Here is a 23,734-nt window from a genome sequence, read left to right on the forward strand (position 1 = left end):
ATCGTGACGCGCAATATCGGGCAAAACAAAATGTTTGAATCTTTCAGCAACCCCCTGTTACCTGGGCCGTTTATAGAAAGGGGTTTTGACGATTTTGGCCTTAAGGCGTTTTCCCCGTATCTCTACTTCAACGATTTTCCCCAGGTCTGCGTACGCTTTCTCGATCAAGGCAAGACCCACATTTTTCTTCAATGTTGGCGACTGGGTTCCCGTTGTTACTTCACCGATTTGTTTCTCTCCTGCAAACACAGGATAATGGGAACGGGGAATCCCGCGGTCGATCATTTCAATGCCAACCAATTTGCGCGGGGCTCCCTCTTCTTTTTGTCTGGCCAGCACTTCCCGGCCGATAAACTCCCCTTTTTCCGGTTTGACCGCAAAACCGACCCCTGCTTCGATGGGAGAGATCTTTTGCGACAACTCCTGGCCGTATAAAGGCAGACGTGCTTCAAAGCGCAAGGTATCACGTGCCCCCAAACCGCACGGCAATACGCCTTCTTCTTTTCCGGCGTCCAGGATCCTGTGCCAGAGAACAGGGGCATGTTCGGCTGCAAAATAAAGCTCAAACCCGTCTTCACCCGTATATCCGGAACGTGAGACCAATGTTTTGATTCCGGCAATCTCAACCCTATTCTTAAATTTGAATGGCTTAATTTCGGACAAATCCGTTTGTGTCAGTTTTTGTAACACTTGTTCTGCGAGTGGTCCCTGCAGGGCCAATTGTGCGGTTTCGCCAGAAATATTTTTTACAGTCACGTCGCCCGATTGATGCCGGGTAATCCACTCCAGATCTTTTTCGATATTACCAGCATTGATGACAAGCAGATAAGTTTGTTCACCTGTACGGTATACCAGCAAATCATCCACCGTGCCGCCATCCGGGTAGCACATCATGGAATATTGCGAATCACCGATGGAAAGTTTGGAAGCATCATTGGTTGTTAATTTTTGTACCAGTGCAAGAGCATCAGGTCCGCTGATTTCCACTTCACCCATATGGGATACATCAAATAATCCGGCTCTGGTGCGGACAGCCTCATGTTCCTGTTTAATTCCCGAAAATTGGACAGGCATTTCCCAACCGCCGAATGGCACCAGTTTGGATTCGTTTTGATAAACCTTAAACAAAGGAGTTCTTTTTAAACCGGTCATCCTGTACACCTCCGTAAATAAAAAAACAGAGAAATTCCCTATCATTAAAGTCTAGGTGAATTCCTCTGTCCTATATACCTGAGAGTTTACTCTGCCGCTCCCGGCAAAGTTGCCCCGTGGGTGGCCCGGTCAACCGGGCACTCTCCAGAGATGCGTCCAGCGGGCCTCCTTTTGCCTGAGAGATTCACCCGGAAAATGGGTTTGCTCCTTCGGCGCCACAACCGTGGTCTCTCCTCCCGCTTTCAACCGCCGAACAATATAAAGCTGACTCATACACATTGTGCCACAAATTCCGTTACATTTCGATACTTTCTTCAAAAAAAGTACGCCTTTTGCTGTGAAAGTGTGGGGAAGGCAGAATTCTGTCTCGCTCCTGATCGGCGCCCTGCAGGGAGCCAGAGATGCCCGCTCCAAAAACTGCACAAGGGGCGCAGTCAAAGGCAAGGAAGCGAATTCAGTGAAGAGTTGCCTCGCCTCGCTTTTTCTCATGTTCCGTTTTTTCCGCTGGGTTGGTCGCCGAAAGGTTACCCCTAGAATTCTGCTTCTCCGGCATGTTCAAACTTTCATGCCAGAGTTATGCGGACAAGTCATAAGGTTGTCCTGTATACATTTTCGGCATAGAAACATACTAAATCTGTCATAGATTGCTGTAGAAAGGCGGAGAGGAACTTGATGCAATCGCTCCCCATCCGTATGGATCGCCAGTGGTTGAACCGGTTTCAACACCGGATCGAAAATGACACAGACTGGTCTAGCTGGGAACAATTTCAATTAGCCTTGGAAGCAGCTGAAAAACAAATCGTCCCTACTTTTGACTCTATCCAAAGTTTACAACAAATTCAAGGTTTTGAACCGCTTCCCCATCAAATTGAGGTGGTGCGCCGCGTTGTCAACGAGATGAGGGGCAGGGCAATCCTGGCGGACGAAGTGGGGCTTGGGAAAACAATTGAAGCCGGGCTGATCTTAAAAGAATACATCATTCGCGGCCTGGTAAAAAAAGCATTGATTCTGGTGCCCTCCTCCCTGGTCCTGCAATGGACCCGGGAACTCAATGAAAAGTTTCAAATTCCTGCTGTAGCCCAGAAAAAAGAATGGATGTGGGATAAGTACGATTTTATCGTTGCCTCGTTAGATACTGCTAAACGGGATCCCCACCGGCAATATGTGCTCAACAAACACTATGATCTTTTAATTATTGATGAAGCACATAAATTAAAAAACAAGCGAACCAAGAACTGGCAGTTTGTAAATGAACTTCAGAAAAAATACTGTCTCCTGCTCACAGCCACACCGGTACAAAACGAGATTGAAGAGCTGTATAACCTGGTTACCATCCTTAAACCCGGACAACTGGGCAAACAATCCCGTTTTCAGAACGACTATGTGGCCGGCAAAAGAAAAGCGAAAAACGAAACGCAATTGCGGGAAGAGATCAGCCGTGTCCTGATCCGTAACCGCAGGCGTGACGGCAACCTCCATCTCACCCGCCGTATAGTTAAAACGATTCCCGTCCGCTTATCGCCAGAGGAACGGGCTCTGTATGATGGAATTACTCAATTTGTGCGCAGCCGTTATCAAAGTCATGCCGCTGATTTAAAAAGCATGCTGGCTCTTCTGGTCCTGCAAAAGGAGGTTTGCAGCAGCAGAGACGCTGTTTTTCATACCTTATTTAAATTATTTCAGCGCAAAGAAAGCGGAAAGGAAACCCTGTCTCCTGAAGTCACACATTTAGCGGGGCTTCTGCGGGCCGTTACCTCCTCTTCCAAAGTGGATGCCGCCATTGAATTGATTAAAGAAATTTCTCCCGAAAAAGTTATTCTTTTTACCGAATACCGGGCCACTCAGGAAATGTTGATCCGGGAGCTGGCGAATGTGGGCATTCACGCAGTTCCTTACCGGGGCGGATTTAACCGCAATAAGAAAGACTGGATGATGGAGTTGTTTCAGAAAAGGGCACAGGTGATGGTGGCAACAGAGGCCGGAGGGGAAGGAATCAATCTGCAGTTCTGTCACCATATTATCAACTTTGATATGCCATGGAATCCGATGCGCGTCGAACAACGCATTGGCCGGGTCCATCGCCTGGGGCAGTTGAATGATGTACATATTTACAACTTCGCAACGGAAAATACCATTGAAGAGCATATTATTTGGCTTCTTCATGAAAAAATTCAACTCTTTGAAACAGTGATCGGAGAACTGGAAACTATTCTGGAAAAGTTAGAAGCAGAAGAAGGGCTGGAGCAAAGCTTAATGCGCATCATGCTGGAAACGGACGATGATCAGCAAATGCGGGATCGTTTAAACAGCCTCGGAGAGTCATTCCACAGAAAGAAACAAGAAGTTCAAGATCAAAAAGAGAGACAGGAAGTGCTTCTCTATGGATCAAAAGGAGATTAGATCCTTTACTGAACGCTACTTACAATGCCATGATTGCCATATTATCGAGTCCGCTCCCACTCACATCGTGACCCAACTGTCAATTCATGCAGATAAAGATTTACTCAACCGTCCCTTTTATTGGATGTTTGTGGAACGGATGAACATGGAACCCCAACCGGCACAACTGTGTTTCTGCTTTGACGCTGACTTGAGGCCCGAACATGGCCGGGTGGAGCATTTATTTTACGGATCACCCCGTTTTGCGCAAATGTTGAATTCCGCTCAAAAAAACGGACAATTTGTCCGTCTTTATCAACAACCGCAGGGCTGGGAACGCCGCAACTATATTTCAAAACCGTATACCCCCTGGCTGGGGATAAATTTCAAAATTTCCTATATCTGTGACCAGAAAATGGATCGAATCAGCTATGTGGGCATAAACCTGCAAAACGGCGAGGTTCGTGACGGTTTTTATCAAATGATCCAATCACTTTCCTGGACTTCCAAACTCCCGGCACAACGGCATATTTTATCCCCCCGACTCACGATTCCTGAAGCGGTGGGAGAACTGGAATATTACCTGCAAGAACAGATTGAAAATGAAGACCTTACCTGGGCCGATGAGGCGATGCAACGACTGGAAGCGGAGTTAAATCAGCTTGACAGCTATTACCCCGATGAAACATCGATGTCAGAGGAGACGAGAAAAGAAAAAAAACAACGGCGCCGGGAAACGATCTGGCAATATCATCCGCGGGTAGAGATAAAAACGATCAATTCCGGGCTTTTTTATATAGAACAGTTGCCTGAGTCCGGACAACACTAATGAAACACCGTACTCTTCTTTCATCTGAACAATCATGAACAATATCTTTTAAATTAGAAAATCCAGGGATGACAGAGGGGTTAGTGAGATGAAAATAACCAAACCTTATGTTTCCATTCATCGCCCACACACCCATTACGAAAAGAAAAAAGCAGAGCGGCGAAACAAAAGTGGAATTACAGAAAATCAACTCGTTTTTATCGGAGTCGGGTCCATTTTAGGTGCCGGTTTTTTCCTGGCCACTGCTAATCTTATTCGCGAAACAGGCCCGTCTGTATTGCTGGCTTACCTGATCGGTTTATTTGCCGTATGGACTATTTTTGAAGCTATGGGTGAGATGCTTGTCCTGGAGCCTGGACACAAGGGATCCTTTTTATCTTATGTGGAGAAGTACTTGGGGAGGGGTTACGGATTTGCCGGGGGATGGTTGTACTGGATTGCCGGCATTTTAATCATGTCCAGTGAGGTGACTGCAATCGGCCTGTTTACGCAAAAATGGCTGCCGTTTATACCAGTTTGGCTGCTGTCTGCCATTTATACTTTACTGGCACTGGGGATTAACCTGATCGGCTTAAAAAACTACGGGAAAATAGAATCTCTTTTCGGAGCCGTCAAGATTGGCGCGGTTATTTTATTCACAGTTATCGTGATTGGCTGCTTGCTGTTCGGACATACCAGACCGGCAGGAGTTGTTCACGCTGCTGATAACAGCCTGTGGTTTACCCGTGGGCCTGCCGGATTTCTAAGCAGCCTCAGTATTATGTTTTTTACATTTGGCGGTGTTATTTCTACAGGCATGGCTTCTTCGGAGATCGAAGACCATCAACGGATTCCGTCTGCCTTCCGCAAACTTGTCGCTTTGTTGGGAGTATTGTATCTGCTTTCTCTCGGCACAGTGTTGGTTACAGCACCCGTCAATCTGATCTTCGCCAACCAAAGCCCGTTCGTTACAACGCTCATGTACTTAAAAGTGCCCTTTGCAGATCATATCCTTAACGCTGCCATGATCACCGCCGCTTTTTCAACGATGACAGCAACAATGTTTGCAGTTTCAAGGATACTGGTCAATTTAGGCCTAAGGCATGAAGCACCTTCCAGCTGGGCAAAATCAAACCGAAAAGGAATTCCTCTGAAGGCACTACTCATCAACATTGCCGGGTTATTCATTTCCATCGTCATTTCCTTTTTCTTGCCTGACGTGATCTACGAGCTATTAACTACTGCGGCCGGAGTCGTGCTTTTACTGCTATGGGGTCTGATTCTCTGGACACAATACCGGTTCAGAAGAAAAAATGATGCACAACCTGCCCTGATGTGGGGATATCCCTTGAGAAGCCTTGCAGCGATCATCATCATTGCCATTGCTATAATAAGTACTGCTTTTGATCCTGAACATATGATCAGTTTAACTGTCAGTATCGGATTAGCCGTTCTGGTGACGTTTATATATTTTTTAATTCGCGAGCGTATTGAAGAGGGAACAGAAAACATTGCAGAAGAGTGATGGCCCTTTCTGTATCATGATCCGGTTACTTTGACTACACCCGGATAACAGAAAAAAAAGCGACTAAGTAGCCGCTGATCACATCACCTGTATGTTTACACGGAAACTTTGTTCAACTCACTCGGCACAATGACAACTTCCATATCCAATGCCTTTAAAACCTGCTTCACCTTCTCCATACTGGCCCCTCCATACTCATTTCTCTCATCTCTGGAAACTTGCGGGGCGGAGACACCCAATCGTTTGGCTAATTCTGCCTGGGAAAGCCCTCGATAGATCCGGAAAGCAATCAGTTGCCGGCCGATATTGTCAAACATGCAGGTCATATCAAAATCACCGGACTTATAACGCTCATACTCTTCCACTTCCGCCCGTACCCGTTCCTGAAACAAGCGCGCCGGACCAAGTCCTCTTTCTACTTGTTCTTCCGTCAGCCCCATCTGTTCCAATTCTTTCCGCTGTTCAGCCAGCAACTGTTCATGGTGCTTGATCTGTTCAAGAGAGCGCCTGTACTCTTGTTCCGTTTTGATCATGAAATCACCCTTTCACCAGTTTGACAATTCCCTTAGGAATGAGAAAATCCCGATCTATGCGGAAAAACTCGTCAAACTTCATATTTTGCCCCTGTTCATTCGGGATCCCGGAGTAAACCCCTTTACAATGGGGATAAAGCTCAACCCGATACCGATGCCACATCTCCAGTTGCAGATTCCCGTACTCATCAAATCTTTGCCGCTCCCACCCCCAGCATTGATAGGGGTCCAGCTGGTTTAATCTCATCGCCAGTGTTCCATCCATGATTTCTGCCGGATCGGGCGGAAGGAAATATCCGTCAATATCATTAGGCTGGTATTTATCGGTACAAAAAGATCCGTCGATAAAGATTTCCTCAATCCCGCATGCCCACAATTGCCTGACACAGATTTCCAGATTATCCACCAGCCTCTTCCGCCAGTAACCGTCCCACGGGAGCAGAGAATTCTCTTCACCTTTTACTAAAATTGATTCCCGCAACTCGGAAAATGTCATGGCATAATCTTCTGGTGCTAACAGGCCGTATTCATTAAACCTCATTTGTCAGGTTATCCTCCTGCATACTATCCTATTCATATATAAGGGAGATGATGACGGTTATCCTTAACATTTATGTTAACATAACGAAACAAAAAATGATATATTCATACTTATTTGATAACTGGAAAGAAAAAAGCCGGCACTCAGGTTCCATCTTATTGGTACCTGGCGCCGGCGCTTACACTGCCTTTATGAAAAAACAGTGTCAGAACCAACCAGAAACTTAGATAAAAATTGCTGTGTCCGCTTTTCGTTTGGATGGACAAAAAGTTCTCCGGGTGAATTGATCTCCACAATTTTCCCGTCATCCATAAACACAACCCGATCAGCCACATCCCTGGCAAACGACATCTCATGGGTAACAATAACCATGGTCTGTTCTTCCTGAGCCAACTCTTTCATCGTCTTTAACACTTCACCGACCAGTTCCGGGTCCAGGGCAGACGTAGGTTCATCAAACAACAGCACATCAGGCTCCATGGCCAGTGCACGCGCAATCGCCACCCGCTGTTGCTGCCCGCCCGAAAGACGGGCCGGATACACGTCTTTTTTGTTCAACAAGCCGACTTTGGCTAAGAGACCTTCCGCTTTTTGAACCAGAGCCTTTTTTTCTTCTTTTTTAACAACCAGCGGACCTTCCATCACATTTTCCAGGACGGTTTTGTGGGGAAAGAGATTAAAACTTTGGAAAACCATGCCTGTTTTCGCCCGAAGCAGCCGTTGTTCTTTTTCCGATACTTGATGAGTATCAAAGGAAATTTCTGTATCATCGATCCGGATCTTTCCGGCACTCGGGATTTCCAATAAGTTAAGACAGCGGAGCAGGGTTGATTTTCCCGATCCACTCGGTCCGATCACACAGACAACCTCTCCCCTGCCAATTTGCAAATCAATCCCTTTCAACACCTCAAGCTGGCCAAATCTCTTTTTGAGTGCCTTCACCTCGATCATTGGACCACCTCCTCCCTTATGCTGCAAACCTTCCATAACGCTGTTCCAACTTGTTCTGCCCGTAACTCAGGAAGGTACAGATAACCCAGTAGACAATGGCGACAAGGATATAAACAGTCATATAATCAAATTCACGTCCGCCGACAATTTTTGCCCGGTACAACAACTCTGCCACCGTAATCGTTGACAGCAGTGACGTATCTTTCACTAAACTTAAAAAGGTGTTCGCCAATGACGGCAATGCGACCCTGGTTGCCTGAGGGATAATGATCCGCCGCAACGTCTGCCAGTAAGTCATGTTGATCGACTTCGCCGCTTCCCACTGCCCTTTTGGAATAGATAAAATCGCTCCGCGTATCGTTTCTGCAGCATAAGCACCCACATTGAGGGACAATCCGATAATTCCGGCCATTACAGCAGAAAGGGTAATTCCGATCACAGGCAAACCAAAATACAAAATAAACAGTTGCACCAGAAGGGGGGTTCCACGAATGATTGAGATATAAGCACGAGCAGGGTATCTTAAAACGCGGTAACCAGACATCCGCCCCATCGCAGTGATCAATCCCAAAACCAAACCAATTCCCATCGTAAGCAGGCTGATCCAGAGAGTACTTCTTAACCCCTGTAAAATATAGGGAGCAGATTCAACAGCCAATTCAAGGTCAAATAAATTTTCCCACTGAATATATTTCCAAGTATCCATCTAAGACAACCCCATTGTTATAACCAAGGATTCTGATATATTTTATTATTATATAGCATGTTTTTTATCATAATCCCCTTTCTTTCTTCTTGTCAATCAGTCTTTTTATAAGTTAATTACACAAAACCAAATATAAAAAAGCCACAAACCCCTATAAGTAACAGGGTTTATGACTTTAATCCACAGTTAGTAAATCTATTTTGACACTACCTTTTAACTATTAACTACTCACACCTTCCAATAAAACAACACGGGCGGGAGCCGCCTCCGTATTGACCAGTTTGATCGGAGCTGCAACCATAAAATACTTCCCCTCGGGTACTTCCTTTAACCGGAGCCCTTCAATGATGAGAATATCCGCATGAAACAAATTTTTATGTGTGGGATGTCCGGGTTGGGAGCGCTCAACTCCCAGTGCATCAATTCCGACTCCGTGAACCTGCTTTTCCACCAGGTATTTGGCTCCATCTTCTGCGAGAAAGATAAATTCAAAGTCAAATTCATCTTTAAAAGAGTTTTTCGTTTTCAAGAGCAGAAACTCTCCCGCCTGAATGTCAAACCTCTCCAGATCTTTCCGGGTAATACCGCCGCTCACATCGGTACAGTCCAATACGCGGCAAGGACGGACCAGACGCTCTAATGGCAGAGTTTCCATTGTTCCTCCGTCTGGGATCATATGGAGCGGGGAATCAACGTGTGTACCGGTATGAACATCAAGGTCAATGCGGGACTCCCTGGCAGACGCGGTGTCAAAATCCTGAACAACGCGGATCTTTGGTTGCTTTTCCGGTTTATTTTTGTAGACCGGCATCCCTTCCATAATCGGCATAGAAACATCGTAGATTTTTACCATCATTTATCTCTCCCTGTTCATTTAAATTTTTGCCATTTCTCTTGCTCTGACAATGCGATGGCGCCGCTGAGTGGATATCGGCCACCATTTATGCCCCTGACCGGCCAACAGTTCATGGGCAGCCTGAGGTCCCCAAGATCCGCTTTCATAAAATTCCATGGGGGCTTTCTCCTGATCCCAGGTACGGCGAATCGGATCAATAAATTTCCATGCCAGCGACACTTCTTCCCAATGGGTAAAAAAAGTTTGATCTCCTATAATGGCATCATGGAGTAAAGATTCGTATGCTTCTGGTGTTCCCTCTTCGCAGTTATTACAAAACTCCATCGCCACCGGAGTAATCTCATCCACCGAACCCGGCTTCTTCGCATTCAGTGTCATATACATGCCTTCCATCGGATGAATGCTGATCACAAGCAAATTCGGACCCAGATCATTGTTTTTATTAAAATAGAGATTTTTGGGCATCTCTTTAAATTGAATAACGATTTCGGTAGCCTTTTCTGCCATTCTTTTGCCGGTACGGATGTAAAAAGGAACTCCCGCCCAGCGTAAATTGTCTACATACAACCTTGCAGCCACAAATGTTTCCGTACGCGATTCCGGGTTGACATTTTTTTCATCCCGATATGCCGGTACCTGCTTGCCGTTTATCACACCTGTCACGTACTGGCCGCGAACCACATAATTCCCGATTTCATCTTCCTGATAACGGCGCAAAGAGCGCAATACCTTTACTTTTTCATCATGAATCGCTTCTGTTTTAAGGCGGCTCGGGGGCTCCATACACACCATCATCAGCATCTGCAAAATGTGGTTTTGCACCATATCCCTTAAAGCTCCTGCCTCATCATAATAATTGGCCCGGTCTTCTACACCGACAGTTTCACTTGCAGTGATTTGTACCGATTCAATAAAATGATGACTCCACAGCGGTTCAAATAAGGAGTTGGCAAAACGGAGCACCTCGATATTTTGTACCATTTCTTTTCCCAGGTAGTGATCGATGCGATAGGTTTCCTTCTCTGTAAATGATTGCTTAATCTGTTCATTCAACACTTTTGCGGAAGAATAATCGTGTCCGATCGGCTTCTCAATGATCAGCCGCTTCCAACCGGCTGTCTCCGTTAAACCGGATTTTTTGAGATTGAGTGAAACGGTGGCAAACAGGTCAGGAGCAATCGCCAGATAAAACAAACGATTGCCTTTTCCCTTCACCCCCAGGGCTTGTTCACGTTCTTCGACTGTCTTTTTAATCCCCTGGTATTGGACGGGGTTATTCACATCGGCAGCGGCATAAAAAAACCGACTGGCAAACTCATTCCATTGGCTTTCATCTGTCACCTGCAATCGGGCAAATTGATTGATAGAATCCCGGACTTCCATTCTAAATTTTTCCGCAGTTCTTTCAGATCGTCCCACTCCGACAATCGTAAAGTCGGAATTTAACAACCCGTTCTTAAACAGCATAAATAAAGCGGGAAATAACTTACGTTTCGACAAATCACCGGTTGCCCCAAATATGACCAGAGTAAACGGTTCTGTCTTCTGAATATGTATGGACATGATTTCACTCCTTTGCACATTATAATCGATTATCCCGTCCCTTTTAAGGTTTAATATGTGTGGAAAGTGAACCTAATATCCCACCCTGTTACCGGTTGCCCGCTTCAGAAACGGCGGCAACGCGGTTCCCGATCCAATTCTGCCCGCCAATGACTATAAGATAACTTTCCAGTAACAGCCATAAATATAGTAACAGAACTCAAACAAATTGTATCTGATTTCTATTAAAATCATACTATTGGAAAATTAAAACAGCTAAACAAGAATGGATTCGCAAGCATTGAGCACATTAATCGCAAAGGAAACTTTTAAGCACAGGTTATGGTATACTTGTGTCACGAAACCAACCGCCTCAGAAAATATTTTTGAAGTGAATGAAAAAAGGTGGGGATCATGTTGCCAAAAAGTCAAATCGGGGTCATCGGCCTGGCTGTTATGGGAAAAAATCTGGCTCTGAATATTGAAAGCAGAGGCTATATCGTGTCTGTGTTTAACCGGTCTCCGCAGAGAACGGAGGAATTATTGAAAGAACAGCCCGGGAAAAATTTAGTTGGAACTTATACAATGGAGGAGTTTATTCACTCCCTGGAAAAGCCGCGAAAAATTATTTTGATGGTTAAAGCCGGAAAACCGACCGACGATATGATTATGCAACTTAAACAATACCTGACTGAGGGAGATATTGTTATTGATGGCGGCAACTCCTTCTTTCAGGACACGATCAGAAGACATCATGAACTGCAAGAGAAAGGAATCCATTTTATTGGGACAGGTATCTCCGGCGGGGAAGAAGGTGCACTCAAAGGGCCTTCCATCATGCCTGGCGGCAACCGGGAAGCATATCAACTGGTAGAGCCGATTCTCACAGCAATCTCAGCCAAAGTAAACGGAGAGCCTTGCTGTACATATATCGGACCTGACGGAGCTGGCCATTACGTAAAAATGGTCCACAATGGAATTGAATATGGGGATATGCAATTAATCTGTGAAACTTACCATTTACTCAAGCACATTTTGCGAATGGACGTCTCGGAGTTGCATGAGGTATTTTCTGAGTGGAATCAAGGAGAGCTGGACAGTTATCTGATTGAAATTACCGCTGACATCTTTAGCAAAGTCGATCCGGAAACGAATCAGCCGCTGGTAGATGTTATTTTGGATACGGCCGGTCAAAAAGGGACCGGAAAATGGACCAGCCAAAGTTCTCTCGATCTTGGGGTTCCTCTGTCCATCATTACGGAATCGGTCTATTCTCGTTTTCTTTCCGCGATGAAAGAAGAGCGAGTGACAGCCAGTCAGCTGTTAAAAGGGCCGACACTTCCCAACACCGTTGTTTATGACAGAAAAGCATTTATTGAATCTATCAGAAAAGCCCTCTATGCCAGTAAAATCTGTTCTTACGCTCAGGGATTTGCCCAATTGAGAGCTGCTTCCGAAGAGTTTGGCTGGGATCTTAAATACGGCGATATTGCCATGATTTTTAGAGGCGGCTGTATTATAAGAGCCAGATTTTTACAGAATATCAAAGATGCCTATGACCGAAATCCGGAGTTGAAAAATTTATTGCTGGATCCGTACTTTAAAGAAGTGATTGAAAATTACCAGGAAGCGTGGAGAGAAGTAATCGCGACCGCTGTGGTCAACGGTTTACCCGTTCCCGCGCTCTCCAGTGCCCTGGCCTATTTTGACAGCTACCGGTCAAAAACACTACCGGCCAACCTTCTGCAAGCCCAACGGGATTACTTTGGTGCCCATACCTATCAACGGGTGGATAAAGAAGGAACTTATCATACCAACTGGTTGGAAAAATAATTTTCCAAAACGAAGGCCCCATCAGAGGCAGCAGGTGGGCCTTCGTTTTATACCGGAGGGATATCCAGAGAACTATCTGACCCAGCTCCTCCCTCCGACCCCATGGATTTTGAGCTTGTCCATTGTAATTCGTAGAAAGCTGCCTCCTTTTCTAAAAAATTATAGAGTACAAAAATGGGCAAATAACCCCAAAATCGGTCTCAGCTACATCCATTCCTATTTAAGGATTACATCACTCAATCCTACTTCTGCGGCCTGTTTGGGAAACGACTATCTAATCCATAAAAAAAGTGGCGCCCCTTGATGCCACAATGATTCCCCGTGAAACACAGGGAAACCTTCGTCTATTATTTTGAAATATCTTCGCCAAACCATTTTTCGGAGATTTTACCCAGTGTCCCGTCTTTTTTCATACTTTCAAGAGCTTTATTTATCTCTTTGACCAGATCAGGGTTTCCTTTCGGCACCGGAAAAGCACTTTCCGATTTTTCCATCGGCTCGCCTACTGTTTTTAAAGGCAGATGGGTTTCTTTTAACATTTCCGCAATCGCTAATCGGTCGTTCATGCTGAAATCGATTCGTTTAGCGGCAACATCTTTCATCGCGCCCATCATATCTTCATAGGCGACAATGGTGGCACCTGCTTCTTTTGCCATTTTTCCGTAGTTACTGGTAGGTGTCTGGCCGGCACGTTTGCCTTTGACCTGTTCAACCCCTTTGATTTCCTGGTTGTCTTTGTGAACAACGATTAGGCCGTAAGAGACCGTGTAAGGATTGGAGAAATCAAATTTCTCCTTTCGTTCTGGTTTGATTCCGACCTGGTTTGCAACCATATCAATTTTGTTTGTCTGTAAACTGCTCAACATCCCATCCCAGGGAATTTCCACAAATTCTGCTTTCACACCCATTCTCTTCGCGACTTCCCGTGCCACCTCTACATCAAATCCTGTGAGCTGGTCTGTTTTCTCATCATGAAAGCTGAAGGGTTTGTATGTCCCTTCCGTACCAATTCGCAATGTTCCTCTTTCTTTAATCTTGCTTAAAAGTACCCCTTCTTTATTGACACTGCAGCCGGATAGCAAAATGAACACTGCCAGACCCATCGCGATCCATATGCCAGGTTTAAATGTAAACATTAGAACTCTCTCCTGTTCTCTGTTTATATCCTACTTTATTGGTAGGTTTTTGGTTATATTAGCATTTTTATATTAACGATCTATGGAACAACTGTCAATCTATATATGAAATCTTTATTTTTGTGTTCCCTGTCAAAAGAAAAAACCGCATTCCCCGGAATGCAGTTTTTTATCTGCTAGAGATATAACTCTGGTCGGCGATCCTCAAAGACAGGAATCTTTCTGCGTACACGCTCAACTTCAGACAGATCAATCTCCACCGTCAAGATGCTCTCCTCGTCCCCGCCTTCAATCAATACGTTCCCCCACGGATCAATCACCATGGAATGACCAAAAAATTGATTGCCTCCTCCTTCGCCGACTCGATTAACCGCCACTACATACATCTGGTTCTCAATCGCTCTGGCCTGATTCAACAGCCGCCAATGATTTAACCTGGGGGAGGGCCATTGTGCCGGGACAAAAAGAATCGAGATTCCCTGTAAAGCAAGGGAACGAACCCACTCCGGAAAGCGAAGGTCATAGCAGATGATTGAACTTGCCAAATGCCCGTCAATAGAGAAAAAAGCCTTTTCCTGACCCGGTTGAAGGTACTTTTCCTCCTCCATCAAGCGAAATAAATGCACTTTGCGATAGCTGGCAATCTCCTTGCCATCAGGCCGGTATACATACGTCTTGTTATAGATTCCGCTCTCTTCTTTTACAGCGACGGAACCTGCAACCAAATAGATACCGTGCTCCCCGGCTAATTGCCCTAACCACTGGCGCAATTCCCCTGTATCAGCGATTTCCTCCAGCCGTTCCAAATCATAAGCGGTATTCCATAGTTCCGGCAACACCACTACCTCCGCACTCTCAATCTGAGCTGCCTGCTGTACCATTTTCCCAACCTGTTGTTTATTCGGCTCCGGTTGGCCAAAAGCCATGTCCATCTGGATCAACGATAACCTCATGACGAAAACCCCTTTCCAAAAAGAAACCATGGCCCCGGTGTAACATCGTTTTGATCTACACTTTTTCTCCATGGCGATATGATATGTAAAGCACCCGCAGCAAGACCCGATACCGCTGATTCACTTCCTGCAGATAGATATGAAATGATTCACCGTTCATTCGGAGCAAGCTAAAACACGCCAAATCAAGGTAGTAGACCACTTCGTGTAACTGTGAATGTTTTTTTATCAAGTTTCTCGCTAATAATCTTTCTAATGACCATTCTACTTTTTCACTTATTGTCTCAACAACACCTAATCCTTTCTCGTCTGAAAAGTGGTTTAATAAACGTACACTCTCATCGACTACTTTTAAAATTTCTCCCAATTCATTGGAACGAGTGTCCAATTCCAATGCCATTCCTACACCACCTCAGAGGAAATCTCACACTGATCCGCAGAGAACTTCATAAAACGACAGAATATATATAAAAATTCATTTTAATAAATGAATTCTATTATGGGGAGAAATATGCGCTACATAAACCCTATAGGATCGTAATGAGCAATTGAGATGCGAAATAAGTTTATTTATTTTTAATTTAAAGAATCAAAATTGTATTTTCCGTTTTACCCGGTCTATAGCTACACTATATCTTCCTTCGCCTTCAAGTCCCGTTTACCTTCTTTTATTTTTTATTTTCGTGTAGAAAAATGAGTCGGGATTTCACTAAATCTGTCGAATCATTATGGGAAAGCCCTTATCACAAAATATTTTTGTCGAGGCTGTCGCATAAAGCGCGTGAAATCGACTCCCTTTTGTTCTTTCCGGCAGACTCAGGGTTACAGAAAAGAATACAACAACCTTTCAGTAATCAAAAAAGTTGCGGCTTTGCCCAAATAGACGGGCATACATTTTCATGGCGAAGGAATCAGTCATCCCGGCAATATAATCACAGACAATTCGTGCCCTCTCTTCGTCGGAGAAAGTGAATTCCATTTGGTTGCGGTCATTTTCCGGCAATAATTTAGGCTCATTCATAAAGGCTTCAAATAGCTGTTGAATAATATAACTCCCTTTCCAGGCTACCGTTTGCACTTTTTGCGAATCAATCACTTTATCAACCACTAATTGTTTCAGCTGGTCCAACAATAGACGAAGATCCGGCGGAAGTTGGACTTGATACTTGAGGCGCGGGGACACAGGTTTGTTTCTAATTTCTACGCAAAGACGGGTAATAAGGGTGGAGATGATCGCAGAAAATATTTTCTTTAAACGATATTTCAATTGGTCCTGATCAGGGTCTAACTGATCCAGTTCCTTGAACGCATGTATTAATTCCGGGTACTTATTTTTCCTGTAGACAGGGTCCATCAGCTCTTTAAGTTGGGCAATGCGTATGAGACCGAGATTAATTGAATCTTCAACATCATGCGTACCATACGCAATATCGTCGGCCAACTCAATGATAGAGCATTCCAATGTTTTGTTGATCGTTTGCAGATGCCGGTCCGAAGGTTTTATCGTTTTCATGAAAAATTCTCTTTCTTCCTGTGTGAAGGAAGCCAGTGTCCAGGCAAACGCCTCTTGGTCACACAGAAAAGCACTGGCTTTAGGGGGATGCACCTTTCCCTGCTTTACATATTGCTTGGGACAGACAGCATCATCCAAGAGAATGGGATACTTCATAATTGATAAAAGAAGCGCCCTTGTCAAATTAAGCCCATTCTCCTTATCACCTTCCAAACGGGTCAGAATGCGGAAAGTATGAGCGTTTCCCTCAAATCCGCCGTAATGCTGCATACATTTATGCAATGCCTCTTCTCCCCGATGCCCGAAAGGAGGATGCCCCAAGTCATGAGCTAATGCAGCCGCTTCAATCAGAGACGCGTCCAGTGCATAATCTTCTTTAAATACAGGGTGATTGGCATTGAGATGGATCACGATTCCCCTGGCAATCTGCGCCACTTCCATCGAATGGGTCAGACGGGTACGGTGAAAATCTCCTACATCCAAGCCGATTACCTGTGTTTTCGATTGCAAACGGCGAAAAGCGGCACTGTGGACGATACGCCCATAATCTTTTTCAAAAGAATCCCGAGCATCTCTGTCATTCATTGAGGCAGAGTTTTTTTTCCGTTCAACATCCGCTGGCAGATATAAACGATTTTTTGTCACTGGCCTGATGATCATACGAATCCCCCCGCTTAAAATAATATTCTTATCAAAAATATTTAGTCAATCACTGTACTTTCTGAAAACCTGTTATTCAACAAGCGGAAAAATTCAATCATCTGATAGATCAAGATATAATGAAAAGAGATTATACCTCTTTTGAAACATCATCAAATATATTTTGACAGGAGAGAATTACATGAGAGTTATTCGCTCCCTCTTCCTATTTGCTCTGGTTTTCACACTGGCTTCCTGTACACCCGTCTCCGAACCCCCGGCAGCGGAGGAGATTTCAGGCATTCCGGACCTTAAACCAGAGACTGTTGCCCAAAAGCTGAGAACTCCCTGGTCAATCGCTGTTCATGACGGAACTTTTTACATCAGTGAACGATCCGGAACTATTGTCAAAGTTAATCAAGGAAACTCTGAACGCCAAAGATTAAAATTAAAACATCTGGTTTATGAGGAAGGGGAAGGAGGTTTTCTTGGTATTGTTCTGGCACCGGACTTTGCTCAATCCCGTCTCGCTTATGCTTATTATACGTACAGGGAAAACGGGCAGACGTACAATCGGGTGATCATGATCAAAGAATTGGAAGCTGACGGCTTGTGGACAGAGACAAAAACATTAATAGATAAAATCCCTGGTGCCGTCTTTCACAATGGCGGAAGGCTGGCAATCGGGCCTGACCAGCACCTTTACATAACAACCGGAGATGCGAGACAAGAAGAGTTGGCCCAGAATGTCAGAAGCCTGGCCGGAAAAATATTACGCCTGAAATTAAACGGGGAAATCCCTGAAGATAATCCATTTCCCCATTCCTATGTCTATTCTTACGGCCACCGTAACCCTCAGGGGCTGGCCTGGGATGCGGACGGAAACATGTACAGCTCGGAACACGGACCCAGCACTGTTCCGGGCGGGCATGATGAAATTAATCTCATCAAATCGGGGAAAAACTATGGCTGGCCCAAAATGATCGGGGATGAGAAGAAAGGAGAGATGATTTCTCCCCTGTATCATTCCGGGGATCACACCTGGGCTCCCTCAGGCATAGCCATTGATCAAAAGAAGCAGATTTATGTAGCCGCTTTACGGGGTCAACAGCTGCTAAGATTCTCAACATCCTCCAAAAAGGCAGAAACTGTCCTGGAAGGGATGGGCAGATTTCGTGATGTTTATATTTTAGACGACGAACTCTATATACTCACAAACAACACAGATGGCAGAGGTGTTCCCGAAGAATCAGATGACCGCTTATTGAAAATCAAACTACCATGATATCTGCATTGCCCGGAGAAAGATTACGGCACCGTAATTATGACGCGGTGCCGTATGCCTGCAACAGATACATTTTATGGTAAAGCCCCTGCTTGGCCAACAACTCCTGATGAGTTCCTCTTTCTACAATCTCCCCACGGTGCAAGACGATAATCAGGTCAGCATCTTGAATCGTAGATAAGCGGTGTGCGATGGCGATGGTTGTGCGTCCTTTTCTCATTTTTTCCAGCGCGGATTGGATTGCTTCCTCTGTCTCTGTATCAACACTGGCTGTAGCCTCATCCAATACCAGCACTTTGGGATTCATCGCCATCGTGCGGGCAAAGGAGATCAACTGTCTCTGGCCGCTGGAAAAGGTTGCTCCCCGTTCCCCGACCGGCTCATCATATCCCCCCGGCAGTTTCTCAATAAACGGAGCCGCCTGGACGAATTGAGCCGCTTCTTTCACCTGTTCATCTGAAATCGATTTATTGTGCAAACGGATATTGCTTTTCACGTCTCCGACAAAGAGGAATGGATCTTGCAACACCAAACCGATCTTTGCGCGTAATTCTTTGTCGTCAAAGGAGTTGAGCGGTTGTCCGTCAATCTTAATCGTTCCCCGTTCGACAGGATAAAAGCGCATAAGCAAATTGATGATCGAACTCTTTCCGCTGCCCGTATGCCCGACAAGGGCGACGGTTTGCCCCGGTTCGGCCACAAACGATATATTTTTTAACACATCATGCCTGCCGTCATAAGAAAAGCTGACATTATCAAATTCTATCCGCCCCGAAGTAATCACCGGGTTGCCATCTCCTTGCTTCTGTGGAGCATACTCGGTCCGGTCCAACAGTTCAAACACCCGTTCAGCGGAAACAATCGCCTGCTGCAATTGTGACAGCCGCATCATCATCTGGTTAATCGGTTCAAAGATCCTGTCCAATAAGTTTAAGAATCCGTACAACACACCAATTTTAACAGCACCGGTGAACGATTGAAAGCCAAAGAAGTTGAGGACAACCACCACCGTAATCACGGACAGCAGCTGCGTCGCAGGGCGCAACATTAACGCAAACAATTTTAAGTTTTTAATCGCCGCTCGGTAATGATCATGGTTTAAGGCCCCAAATTCTTGCCGCATCCGCTCCTCCTGGCGCAAGGACTGAATCATATTCATTCCTTGGATGGATTCATTCAGCTTGGCATTCATCTGGCTTAGCTTCTGCCGCGAAATATGGTATATTTTAGAACTTAAGCGGCGGTACCACTGCATGATGGTAAAAACAACCGGCAACAGGAAGAGGCACCACAAAGCCAGCTGTACATCCAATACAAACATGGCAATAAAAACGCCGATCAAAAGCACCATATTTTGCATAAACGAAGACAATACATTGATATATAGATCTTTTACCGCCTCCGTATCGTTGGTAATCCGTGAAACCAGCGAGCCATCCGGTATGCGGTCAAAGAAGGAAAGGCCCAGATGCTGCACCTTGCCGAAGACATCCATTCTCAATTGCCTAATCACCCACTGAGCAATCGTTTGAAAGGAAAGAAGCTGGTAGTAGTGCAGCCCTGCTGAAATAAATTGTAACAGCAAGTACCCCCCGCCAAAAAGCAGGAGTGATTCCCGGTTAAAGTTGCGCGGAACAAGATGATAATCAATAAAGGTACTGACAATGAGCGGACTGACTACATCTGCCCCCGTTGCCGCCAATAATGCGGCAAAAGCAATCCAAAATCTTTTTTTATAGGTTTTAAGATAGCGGAGAAGCCGTTTGATGGCCAAATGTTCCGCCCCCTTCCATCACGAGAGATTCCAATTGTTGTTGCTCATACATCTCTTTGTACCAGCCGTTTTGCTTCATCAGTTCCTCATGTGTTCCGCGTTCTGCGATCCGTCCTTCTTCCAAAACGATAATATGATCCGCTTTCTCCACGGCACTCAAACGATGGGCAGAGATCAGCGTTGTCTTATTGGTCCGATTTTTCCGCAGCGCTTCAAGAATGGCATGCTCCGTTTTCGCATCCACTGCGGAGAGGGAATCGTCCAAAATAAGAATTTCCGGATTCAGCAACAGGGCACGGGCAATGGAAATCCTCTGCTTCTGACCGCCCGACAACGTTACACCGCGCTCACCCACAACTGTTTCGTACCCTTGATCAAAATGCAGGATGTCTTCATGAATACAAGCCAGCCGGGCGACCTCTTCAATTTCATCACGTGTGGCATCCGGTTTGCCAAAGGCAATATTTTCAGCCACTGTTGCCGAGAACAGCACGTGATCCTGTGGTACGTAGCCGATCGCCTCCCGTAACTTCAGCAGCTTCATATTTGTCACGGGAACCCCGCCAATCGAGATCGCTGAGGGAGCGGCATCAAATTCGCGCAGCAGTAACCTCAAGAATGTGGTTTTTCCGCTTCCTGTCTTGCCGACAACTCCCAATGTTTCCCCCCGTCTTACATGCACAGAAATATCTTGTAGCGCGGGCGTCCGGCTTTCAGGATAAATAAAGGACTTCAACTGATACTTGATGTCCCCCGACGGCACCCGGTCGATTGCATCTGGTTGGTCCTCAATATCGGGCTGAATATTTAACAGCTTGTCAACACGGTCATAAGAGGCTCTCCCCCGCTCCACAATGTTAAATAACCAACCGAAGGCGAGCATCGGCCAGATCAGATGACCAAGATAAATCGTGAATTGGGTAAGTTCCCCGATGGAAAGGGTTCCCTCCACAACACCCACAGAACCATAAGCAACCGTAAGAAAGAATGAAATCCCCACCACCAGGATGATCGTAGGGTCGAACAGCGCATCAACACGGGCGACAGCAATATTTTTGTCTACCACATCATCGAGGAGCTCTTTAAATTCCTTTTTTTCATGTTCCTCTTGTCCAAATGCTTTAATGACCCGGACACCTGAAATATTTTCCTGTACTTTATCGTTAGTGATTGAAAAAGCTTCTTGCGCTTTATGAAACCTTTTATGCAACATGTTTCCGTATTTGCTCGTCGCCCAGGCCATAAAAGGCATCGGGATTAAAGCGATAATCGTCAATTTCCAATCAATAAAAAAAGCCATGGTGAAAACAACAATTCCACCTGTGATGATCGAGTCCGCCAACGTGAGAACGCCATCTCCTGCCGTCATGACAATTGCCTGGATATCATTGGTCGCATGGGCCATCAGGTCACCGGTCCGGCGTTTATGAAAAAACTGTGGCGACATTTTTGTAAAATGGTTATACAGGCGATTCCGCAGCAGTCTTCCCAGACGGTTTGAAGCCCCGAACAACATGATCCGCCACAAGAAACCACAACCATAAGCCATAACTCCGACGAGCAAACTGAGTGAAGACCAAAAGATCAGATCGTTCAACGTCAGTGTATCCGCAACCATCTTGTCAACAATGACACGGACGGCAACAGGAGTAAACAGATGCAGCAAAGCGATTCCCAAAAGAGTGAGGATCCCCAGAATATAACTTTTCCTCTCCAACTTAAAAAACCACCATAAGTCTTTAAAAATACTCAAAATTCCCCACTCCTTCACAATAAAAAGAAGCCATTGGCATCCTATGGCTTCTTTCTCTATTTCACCGTATTTTTCCAACCACAGCAGCCATATGGAGCCAGCCACCGAGTCTCAGCTGAGATCTTCGAGGGTCGGTGATCCCTTTCGTTCAAAATCGCATGCGGAGGCAGCTCTACGCCGATATGAAATTGAAGAATAAACAAAAAGCCGATCCAAGCCCATTGCCGGGATATCAATCATGACATAGACCTCCCATCCTCATTATTTAGCGAGTCTAATGTTACATAAAATAAGCAATTTTGTAAAGAAAAATTTATGTAAAATATGTTAAGTAGCGAATAAGCCTGAAACAATACTTTTTGACTCTAAATAATTATACCAAAATTGCGCATACAATTTCAAACGTATGTTCCCAATCCCATAAACAGATGACAACGACCCGGGTATTTAGTATTCTGATTTCAGAACATTTGTTTCCAATCCGTAAACACAAATAATCCCGATCCCTTCTTCCTTATCTGCCATATGCACGACATCCTTGCCTGTGCAAAGTTTTACATAGATCCATACAGGATGAAGCTGGCCCGGAAAAAGAAAGCAGGGTTTTTCATGTCCAAACTTCTATGTTTCAGATATTGAAAAAGCAAGGCAACATTTGCTGAACCATGGGGGTACATTGAGTGAAATCATTTGATGAATCAGATGTCAAATGGCTCTGGTTTTTTGACCTCGACGGTAACCGCATGGAATTGTGTTGCTTTGCGGAGTCATAGATCTTGTGCCAGTCACAAGGTCTATGACTCCTCCTTCTCTCAATCAATTCACGTACTCCTCTTGTTTTTTCCTCCATTTTTCCGCATGCTTTCGGACAAAGCCAATCCACTCGTTTAAAGCGGGAGAAATCCATTTTCGCCTGTGGTACGCCAATTTTGTTGTCACGCGATAAGGGCGGTCATCCCAGTTTAACATCGCCAGTTTCCCTTCTGCGATCTCTTTTCTCACCGTGATGAGAGGCAAATAGGCAATCCCTACCCCGGCATAGGTACAATTTTTAATTGATTCAATGCTGGAAAATTCAATCGCCGAGTCGGCTTGGATTCCATTTGTTCGCAAATATTGTTCAAAAATCGTGCGATAGCTGCATCCCATTTCCGTAAACAGCAAAGTTTCCTGTTTGAAATGTTCTGCTTCCACACGTTCTAAGCGGGTCAATGGGTGATCTGCAGGGGCAATGATCCCCATCCGTTCAGTGATGAGAGATTCCAAATGAATGTCACTCTCTTCGGAAACATCCGGTTCCATCAAAAAAGCCATATCCAGTTCCCCTTTTCGTACCAATTGCCTCATTTCCCAGCAGTACCCCGGTTTTAGAATGATCTTCACCTGCGGAAACGTTTGTTTGTACTCTTGAATGATCGCCGGCAGGCGAAAAGAGGCCAGTGATTCAGGGGTGCCGATCATAAGAGTACCGCCGGGGATCGATTGAGAACGAACCGCCTCTTTTGCTTCTTCATGGGTTTCCAGCATCCGTACCGCGTATGGCAACAACCGTTCACCGGCAACAGTCAGAGCTATTTTTTTGCCCAGCCGGTCAAACAAAGGGGCTCCCAGTTCTTCTTCCAGAGCCTGAATCTGTGCGGTTACACTGGATTGCGCATACCCCAGATGCTCTGCGGCACGCGTAATCCCCTTAAGCTCAGCCACCACCTTAAACGTCAGAAGATTTTTCAGTTCCAATCTGTCTCTCCCTTTCCATCGAAAATATCGATCTAAATGATTTTATATATCTATTTTACTGATATATTCATCTTCATGTAAGATAAAAACAGAAAAATCCTCCTGACAGAGTCCAGCC

Annotated in this window: 19 protein-coding genes and 1 riboswitch; of the genes, 5 read left to right on the forward strand and 14 right to left on the reverse strand. The window is 45.2% G+C overall.

Annotated features, from left to right (window positions below):
• Window positions 1-57 precede the first annotated feature (57 nt).
• Window positions 58-1,152 carry a glycine cleavage system aminomethyltransferase GcvT gene (gcvT, locus tag I8U27_RS14860; RefSeq protein WP_181753466.1) on the reverse strand — a complete coding sequence of 365 codons (1,095 nt, stop codon included), beginning with the start codon at window positions 1,150-1,152 and terminating at the stop codon, window positions 58-60.
• 153 nt (window positions 1,153-1,305) lie between these two features.
• Window positions 1,306-1,398: riboswitch (glycine riboswitch) on the reverse strand.
• Window positions 1,399-1,824: 426 nt separating this feature from the next.
• On the opposite strand from gcvT, the gene I8U27_RS14865 reads away from it, so the two are divergent.
• From I8U27_RS14865 to I8U27_RS14875, 3 genes are all read left to right on the forward strand, one after another.
• A complete protein-coding gene (locus I8U27_RS14865; protein ID WP_181753594.1) occupies window positions 1,825-3,552 on the forward strand; it encodes a DEAD/DEAH box helicase in 1,728 nt (575 codons plus the stop codon).
• Window positions 3,533-4,360 carry a YqhG family protein gene (locus I8U27_RS14870; protein WP_181753469.1) on the forward strand — a complete coding sequence of 276 codons (828 nt, stop codon included), beginning with the start codon at window positions 3,533-3,535 and terminating at the stop codon, window positions 4,358-4,360. Before I8U27_RS14865 ends, I8U27_RS14870 begins: the two co-directional genes overlap by 20 nt.
• A gap of 88 nt (window positions 4,361-4,448) precedes the next feature.
• A complete protein-coding gene (locus tag I8U27_RS14875) occupies window positions 4,449-5,864 on the forward strand; it encodes an amino acid permease (protein WP_181753471.1) in 1,416 nt (471 codons plus the stop codon).
• A 95-nt stretch (window positions 5,865-5,959) separates the two neighbouring features.
• Here the strand turns inward: I8U27_RS14875 and I8U27_RS14880 are convergent, their stop codons facing one another.
• The 6 genes from I8U27_RS14880 to zwf form a co-directional block, all read right to left on the reverse strand.
• Window positions 5,960-6,397 carry a helix-turn-helix domain-containing protein gene (locus tag I8U27_RS14880; protein ID WP_181753473.1) on the reverse strand — a complete coding sequence of 146 codons (438 nt, stop codon included), beginning with the start codon at window positions 6,395-6,397 and terminating at the stop codon, window positions 5,960-5,962.
• Between the two features lie 4 nt (window positions 6,398-6,401).
• Window positions 6,402-6,938: a DUF6932 family protein gene (locus tag I8U27_RS14885; protein ID WP_181753475.1), complete on the reverse strand. Its 537-nt coding sequence runs from the start codon at window positions 6,936-6,938 to the stop codon at window positions 6,402-6,404.
• A gap of 189 nt (window positions 6,939-7,127) precedes the next feature.
• On the reverse strand, window positions 7,128-7,889 hold the full coding sequence (locus tag I8U27_RS14890) for an amino acid ABC transporter ATP-binding protein (RefSeq protein WP_181753477.1): 762 nt from the start codon (window positions 7,887-7,889) through the stop codon (window positions 7,128-7,130).
• 16 nt (window positions 7,890-7,905) lie between these two features.
• On the reverse strand, window positions 7,906-8,595 hold the full coding sequence (locus I8U27_RS14895; RefSeq protein ID WP_181753480.1) for an amino acid ABC transporter permease: 690 nt from the start codon (window positions 8,593-8,595) through the stop codon (window positions 7,906-7,908).
• Between the two features lie 220 nt (window positions 8,596-8,815).
• Complete coding sequence (locus tag I8U27_RS14900) at window positions 8,816-9,448, reverse strand: cyclase family protein (protein WP_181753482.1); 633 nt, start codon at window positions 9,446-9,448, stop codon at window positions 8,816-8,818.
• A 21-nt stretch (window positions 9,449-9,469) separates the two neighbouring features.
• A complete protein-coding gene (gene zwf, locus I8U27_RS14905) occupies window positions 9,470-11,014 on the reverse strand; it encodes a glucose-6-phosphate dehydrogenase (RefSeq protein ID WP_181753484.1) in 1,545 nt (514 codons plus the stop codon).
• Window positions 11,015-11,410: 396 nt separating this feature from the next.
• Between zwf and gndA the strand changes: the two genes are divergently transcribed.
• Window positions 11,411-12,826, forward strand: a complete 1,416-nt coding sequence (gndA, locus tag I8U27_RS14910) for an NADP-dependent phosphogluconate dehydrogenase (protein WP_181753486.1) — start codon at window positions 11,411-11,413, stop codon at window positions 12,824-12,826.
• Window positions 12,827-13,173: 347 nt separating this feature from the next.
• On the opposite strand, the gene I8U27_RS14915 is transcribed toward gndA, so the two are convergent.
• The 4 genes from I8U27_RS14915 to I8U27_RS14930 all read right to left on the reverse strand — a co-directional run bounded on the left by I8U27_RS14915 (window position 13,174) and on the right by I8U27_RS14930 (window position 17,088).
• A complete protein-coding gene (locus I8U27_RS14915; protein WP_181753488.1) occupies window positions 13,174-13,962 on the reverse strand; it encodes a transporter substrate-binding domain-containing protein in 789 nt (262 codons plus the stop codon).
• Window positions 13,963-14,138: 176 nt separating this feature from the next.
• Window positions 14,139-14,915 (reverse strand): carbon-nitrogen family hydrolase, encoded by a 777-nt coding sequence (locus I8U27_RS14920; protein ID WP_232345533.1) that lies wholly within the window; start codon window positions 14,913-14,915, stop codon window positions 14,139-14,141.
• A gap of 55 nt (window positions 14,916-14,970) precedes the next feature.
• Window positions 14,971-15,315 (reverse strand): hypothetical protein, encoded by a 345-nt coding sequence (locus I8U27_RS14925; protein WP_181753492.1) that lies wholly within the window; start codon window positions 15,313-15,315, stop codon window positions 14,971-14,973.
• A 447-nt stretch (window positions 15,316-15,762) separates the two neighbouring features.
• Window positions 15,763-17,088 carry an anti-phage deoxyguanosine triphosphatase gene (locus tag I8U27_RS14930; protein WP_181753494.1) on the reverse strand — a complete coding sequence of 442 codons (1,326 nt, stop codon included), beginning with the start codon at window positions 17,086-17,088 and terminating at the stop codon, window positions 15,763-15,765.
• A 181-nt stretch (window positions 17,089-17,269) separates the two neighbouring features.
• Here I8U27_RS14930 and I8U27_RS14935 point away from each other — a divergent pair, with 181 nt between their 5' ends.
• Window positions 17,270-18,352 carry a PQQ-dependent sugar dehydrogenase gene (locus tag I8U27_RS14935; RefSeq protein WP_181753496.1) on the forward strand — a complete coding sequence of 361 codons (1,083 nt, stop codon included), beginning with the start codon at window positions 17,270-17,272 and terminating at the stop codon, window positions 18,350-18,352.
• Window positions 18,353-18,389: 37 nt separating this feature from the next.
• Here I8U27_RS14935 and I8U27_RS14940 read toward each other — a convergent pair whose 3' ends face one another.
• From I8U27_RS14940 to I8U27_RS14950, 3 genes are all read right to left on the reverse strand, one after another.
• Complete coding sequence (locus I8U27_RS14940) at window positions 18,390-20,126, reverse strand: ABC transporter ATP-binding protein (RefSeq protein ID WP_181753498.1); 1,737 nt, start codon at window positions 20,124-20,126, stop codon at window positions 18,390-18,392.
• A complete protein-coding gene (locus I8U27_RS14945; RefSeq protein WP_181753500.1) occupies window positions 20,095-21,879 on the reverse strand; it encodes an ABC transporter ATP-binding protein in 1,785 nt (594 codons plus the stop codon). Before I8U27_RS14945 ends, I8U27_RS14940 begins: the two co-directional genes overlap by 32 nt.
• Window positions 21,880-22,695: 816 nt before the next feature.
• Window positions 22,696-23,616: a LysR family transcriptional regulator gene (locus I8U27_RS14950; protein WP_181753502.1), complete on the reverse strand. Its 921-nt coding sequence runs from the start codon at window positions 23,614-23,616 to the stop codon at window positions 22,696-22,698.
• Between the last annotated feature and the right edge of the window lie 118 nt (window positions 23,617-23,734).

Origin of the sequence: Paenactinomyces guangxiensis (assembly GCF_016055185.1) — a bacterium.
Taxonomy (GTDB): Bacteria; Bacillota; Bacilli; order Thermoactinomycetales; family Thermoactinomycetaceae; genus Paenactinomyces; species Paenactinomyces guangxiensis.

Bases quoted from the DNA above. Each gene is read 5' to 3' on its own strand.
- gcvT (WP_181753466.1), bottom strand. From the start codon at position 1,152: ATGACCGGTTTAAAAAGAACTCCTTTGTTTAAGGTTTATCAAAACGAA.
- I8U27_RS14865 (WP_181753594.1), top strand. From the start codon at position 1,825: ATGCAATCGCTCCCCATCCGTATGGATCGCCAGTGGTTGAACCGGTTT.
- I8U27_RS14870 (WP_181753469.1), top strand. From the start codon at position 3,533: ATGGATCAAAAGGAGATTAGATCCTTTACTGAACGCTACTTACAATGC.
- I8U27_RS14875 (WP_181753471.1), top strand. From the start codon at position 4,449: ATGAAAATAACCAAACCTTATGTTTCCATTCATCGCCCACACACCCAT.
- I8U27_RS14880 (WP_181753473.1), bottom strand. From the start codon at position 6,397: ATGATCAAAACGGAACAAGAGTACAGGCGCTCTCTTGAACAGATCAAG.
- I8U27_RS14885 (WP_181753475.1), bottom strand. From the start codon at position 6,938: ATGAGGTTTAATGAATACGGCCTGTTAGCACCAGAAGATTATGCCATG.
- I8U27_RS14890 (WP_181753477.1), bottom strand. From the start codon at position 7,889: ATGATCGAGGTGAAGGCACTCAAAAAGAGATTTGGCCAGCTTGAGGTG.
- I8U27_RS14895 (WP_181753480.1), bottom strand. From the start codon at position 8,595: ATGGATACTTGGAAATATATTCAGTGGGAAAATTTATTTGACCTTGAA.
- I8U27_RS14900 (WP_181753482.1), bottom strand. From the start codon at position 9,448: ATGGTAAAAATCTACGATGTTTCTATGCCGATTATGGAAGGGATGCCG.
- zwf (WP_181753484.1), bottom strand. From the start codon at position 11,014: ATGTCCATACATATTCAGAAGACAGAACCGTTTACTCTGGTCATATTT.
- I8U27_RS14915 (WP_181753488.1), bottom strand. From the start codon at position 13,962: ATGTTTACATTTAAACCTGGCATATGGATCGCGATGGGTCTGGCAGTG.
- I8U27_RS14920 (WP_232345533.1), bottom strand. From the start codon at position 14,915: ATGAGGTTATCGTTGATCCAGATGGACATGGCTTTTGGCCAACCGGAG.
- I8U27_RS14925 (WP_181753492.1), bottom strand. From the start codon at position 15,315: ATGGCATTGGAATTGGACACTCGTTCCAATGAATTGGGAGAAATTTTA.
- I8U27_RS14930 (WP_181753494.1), bottom strand. From the start codon at position 17,088: ATGATCATCAGGCCAGTGACAAAAAATCGTTTATATCTGCCAGCGGAT.
- I8U27_RS14935 (WP_181753496.1), top strand. From the start codon at position 17,270: ATGAGAGTTATTCGCTCCCTCTTCCTATTTGCTCTGGTTTTCACACTG.